Below are 4,088 nucleotides of genomic sequence, written 5' to 3'. Positions count from 1 at the left end.
TTTGCCCATGCCCATCACCACCACGCGGCCTTGCACCGCCAGCATCAGGCGCACCACTTGCGCAAAGTCGGGGCCGATGTGCTGCTTGAGGCCAAGCAGGGCGGCGGCTTCAATGTCGAGCGTTTCGAGCGCGAGCGCCATGGCCCGGTTGGCATCGAATGCGGGAGCGCTGGGGGTCGGGATTGTCATGGCCTCATTCTATCGGCCAGACCTCCGGGACCGGTCACGTACTTGGTAGCATCAGGGGGTGAACCCACTTGAATTAACCCTGTTGTATTTGCTGGCTGCCGTGATTGGCGTGGTGGCTTGTCGCTCGCTCAAACTGCCGCCCATGCTGGGTTATCTGGCGGTCGGTGTGGTGATTGGCCCGAACGCGCTGGCACTTGCCGAAAACGCCGATGGGGTGCGCCATCTGGGCGAATTCGGTGTGGTGTTCTTGATGTTTGTGATCGGGCTGGAGTTCAACCTGCCCAAGCTGCGCAGCATGCGCAACCATGTGTTTGGACTGGGCTTGTTCCAGGTGGCGCTGACCATGTTGGTGACCACGGCGGCCAGCATGGCGTTTGCCGAGTTCGCGCCGGAATATTGGGGCATGAACTGGCGCACGGCGTTGGCCTTGTCCAGCGCCATGGCCATGAGCAGCACCGCGATTGTGGTCAAGCTCATGAGCGAGCGGCTTGAAATGGAGACCGAGCATGGCAAGCGCGTGATGGGCGTGCTGCTGTTCCAGGACTTGGCGGTGGTGCCGCTGCTGGTGCTGATTCCGGCCCTGAGTGCCCCGCCCGAGCAGATGGCCGAAACGATGGCCTGGGCGCTGCTCAAGGCCACGGTGCTGATCACCGTGCTGTTGGTCGGCGGCCCGCGCTTCATGCGCTGGTGGCTGACGCAGGTGGCGCGGCGCAAGAGCGAAGAGCTGTTTGTGCTGAATCTGTTGCTGGTGACGCTGGGCTTGTCATGGCTGACCGAACTGGCGGGTCTGAGCCTGGCGCTGGGGGCGTTCATTGCCGGCATGTTGATTTCGGAAACCCAGTACAAACACCAGGTGGAAACCGACATCCGGCCTTTTCACGATGTGCTGCTGGGCTTGTTTTTCATCAGCATCGGCATGATGCTGGACTGGCGCCTGGTGCTGGACCGCTGGCCGTTGGTGTTGTTGTTGGTCACGCTGCCGGTGTTGTACAAAGCGCTGGTGGTGACTTTTTTGGCGCGCGTTTTAGGTGCTTCCATGGGCGTTGCCTTGCGCACCGGGCTCTACCTGGCGCAGGCCGGTGAGTTCGGTTTTGTGCTGCTGACGCTGGCGCAAGGCAGCAAGCTGGTGCCGCCTGAACTGCTCAACCCGATTCTGGCAGCGATGGTGTTGTCGATGCTGGCGACGCCATTCATTGTGGTGCGCAGCAACCGGATTGTGATGAAGCTCGTCAGCAATGAGTGGCTGATGCAGTCGGTGCAAATGACCAGCATTGCACGCAAGTCGATCAAGACCAGCAAGCATGTGATTATTTGCGGCTACGGCCGCTGCGGTCAAAATCTGGCGCGCATGCTCGACAAGGAATCCATTCCCTACATCGCGCTTGACCTCGACCCCGACCGGGTGCGCCAGGCCGCCGCTGCCGGCGATTCGGTGGTGTTGGGCGATGCCGCGCGCTTGCAGTCGCTGATGGCAGCCGGCCTGGCGCGCGCCAGTGCCGTGGTCATCACCTATCTGGAGACCCCCAGCGCCATGAAGGTGCTGGCCCACATCAAGGACCATGCGCCCCAGGTGCCGGTGGTGGTGCGCACCCAGGATGACCACGACCTTGAAGCCCTGCAAAAATCGGGCGCCACAGAAGTGGTGCCGGAAGCCATTGAGGGCTCGTTGATGCTGGCTGGCCATGCGCTGGCGCTGGTGGGGGTGCCGATGCGGCGGGTGATTCGGCTGGTGCAGGAGCAGCGCGAGGCGCGTTACAAACTGCTGCGCGGATTCTTCCGTGGCGCCGATGACGGCTCTGTCGATGAGTTGCAGCAGGAGCGTCTGACTTCCGTGTTGCTGCCGCTGTCGGGCAAATTATTGGGCCGTACGGTGGGCGACGTGGAATGGGGGAGCATGGGTGTGCAATTGGTCAGCTTGCGCCGCAAAACGGGACAAGTCATCAAGTTGACCGACGATGTGGTTCTGATGGCGGGCGACACCTTGTTGCTCTCGGGCAAGTCCGACCTGCTGGAGCAGGCCGAGCGCATACTGCTCAAGGACGGGTTTTGACGCCAGGTGTCTGCGGCGCGGGGCACAATAAGGCACTTTGTTAGATGGGCCCTTTATGCTGAACATGAGCGTGAACCAATACCTGCGCGAGCACATTCGAACCGTGCCGGACTGGCCCGCGCCCGGCGTGCAGTTTCGCGACATCACGCCGCTGCTGCAGGACGCCAAGGTGTTCCGGGTGCTGATCGATGCGTTTGTGCACCGCTATATGGACCCCGAACGGCGCCCCGATGTGGTGGCGGGGCTGGATGCGCGCGGTTTCATTCTGGGCGCGGTGGTGGCCTATGAGCTGGGCGTGGGCTTTGTGCCGATCCGCAAAAAAGGCAAGCTGCCCTTCACCACGGTGGCAGAAACCTATGAACTGGAATACGGCAGCGCCACGGTGGAACTGCACACCGATGCCGTCAGGCCGGGCCAGCGCGTGCTGCTGATCGACGACCTGATTGCCACCGGCGGCACCATGATGGCCGGCAAAAAACTGCTGGAAAAACTGGGCGCTGAAGTCATGGAGGGCGCCGTCATCGTCGACCTGCCGGAGCTGGGTGGCTCCGACAAATTGCGCGCGGTTGGCCTGACGCTGTTCACCCTGGTTGATTTTGCCGGCCATTGAGGCCGATTTTTCGAGTCGTCTCATGAAAGACCATTACTCCGCCTTGGGCCTGAGCCCGTCGGCCACGCTGGCCGACATCAAGAAAGCGTTCCGCCAGCAGGCGGCCATGCACCACCCGGACCGCAGCAGCGCCGCAGATGCCGCCGCACGCTTCAGGCTGGTCCAGGCGGCCTACGAGGTGTTGTCGGACCCGGACAAGCGCAAGGCTTATGATGACAATCGCCAGCGCAACCTGCTCGACAGCCCGATCGACACCGCCCGCGTGATTTGGCAGGATTACATCAGCCGCATCATTTGAAACCCAACCCAACATTCGAGAACGCCATGAGCATGTCTGCTTTTTTTCGCGCAGTGCGCACGTCGTACCAGGCCGAGATTGACGACCTCGCGTTTGACTCGGAAGGGCGCAACGTGCTGCGTAAGCGCCTGCTGGAAAAGCGTGGCCAGATCACGTTCCTGAAGCAGATGATGGAACTGAGCCCCGAGATGGTGGCCGTGGTGTTTCATGGCGGCTTTCACTTTGAGTTGCCGGCCGTGATGGAGCAGGTGCTGACCCTGGAGTCGGACGAGTTTCCGGACTGGAGCAGCCTGAATGAGGCCGTGCAACTGACCCCCTGGGCGCAGGAACTGGCCGACAGTTTGCTGCCCGAGCCGCAGGGCGACTGGTTCATGGTGGTGGCGGCGGCGCTGGAGTATCTGTACCACCGGCCCTCGCCGCACCACCATGAGGGTGCGGCGCATGAAGACCATGCCCAGGAGGCCGGCGGCGAGCACGGCGCAGTGCGTCGGCAGGACCATGCCGACGAGTATGACAAGGACGGCGAACAGCACCATGACCATGAAGAATCCAGCGCCGACTGGCTGGAACAGCACGGCTTTGACCGCAAGGAATAAATCATGGTGCGAATGCCACACTTCGAATCATGAACGGCCTCGTCATTGCGAGGAGCGCAGCGACGCGGCAATCCATGTATTCAATGGGCTATGGATTGCCACGCTACGCTCGCCATGACGATGCCATTTCAAGTTAACGTATCTCATCCGCATCACCTCATCGACCCCACAGGAACCCTACATGCAGCATTTGGCTTTGATCGAAAAAACGCAGTCCCTGATCGCCGCAGGCGATATCGTGGGCGCAGAGTCGGCCCTGGTTGAACTGGCCGATCGCGAAGGCGATGGCGCGCTGATGGAGGTGCTGGCGCAATTGCCGCCCAAGGATGTGCTGGCGGTGATCCG

The 4,088-nt window shown here is 61.7% G+C and carries 4 protein-coding genes and 1 pseudogene; 4 read left to right on the top strand and 1 reads right to left on the bottom strand.

Annotation, left to right across the window (positions count from 1 at the left end; translation table 11 throughout):
• Window positions 1-189: pseudogene (locus tag NDI87_RS16830) on the bottom strand (KpsF/GutQ family sugar-phosphate isomerase); the annotation flags it as partial.
• A 58-nt stretch (window positions 190-247) separates the two neighbouring features.
• Here NDI87_RS16830 and NDI87_RS16825 point away from each other — a divergent pair.
• The 4 genes from NDI87_RS16825 to NDI87_RS16810 are packed head-to-tail and all read left to right on the top strand — an operon-like array spanning window position 248 to window position 3,743.
• Window positions 248-2,239 (top strand): monovalent cation:proton antiporter family protein, encoded by a 1,992-nt coding sequence (locus tag NDI87_RS16825; RefSeq protein WP_296276734.1) that lies wholly within the window; start codon window positions 248-250, stop codon window positions 2,237-2,239.
• Window positions 2,240-2,294: 55 nt separating this feature from the next.
• Window positions 2,295-2,849, top strand: coding sequence for an adenine phosphoribosyltransferase (locus NDI87_RS16820; protein ID WP_296276733.1), 555 nt, complete (start codon window positions 2,295-2,297; stop codon window positions 2,847-2,849).
• A gap of 22 nt (window positions 2,850-2,871) precedes the next feature.
• The gene (locus NDI87_RS16815; protein ID WP_296276732.1) at window positions 2,872-3,147 is read left to right on the top strand and encodes a J domain-containing protein; all 276 of its coding nucleotides are present in this window, start codon (window positions 2,872-2,874) and stop codon (window positions 3,145-3,147) included.
• Between the two features lie 26 nt (window positions 3,148-3,173).
• Complete coding sequence (locus tag NDI87_RS16810) at window positions 3,174-3,743, top strand: hypothetical protein (RefSeq protein ID WP_296276731.1); 570 nt, start codon at window positions 3,174-3,176, stop codon at window positions 3,741-3,743.
• Window positions 3,744-4,088: the final 345 nt, after the last annotated feature.

This window comes from Rhodoferax sp., assembly GCF_023701345.1.
Lineage (GTDB): Bacteria > Pseudomonadota > Gammaproteobacteria > Burkholderiales > Burkholderiaceae_C > Rhodoferax.
The sequence above is the reverse complement of the archived record's forward strand: the minus strand, read 5'-3'. Positions and strand labels throughout refer to the sequence as shown.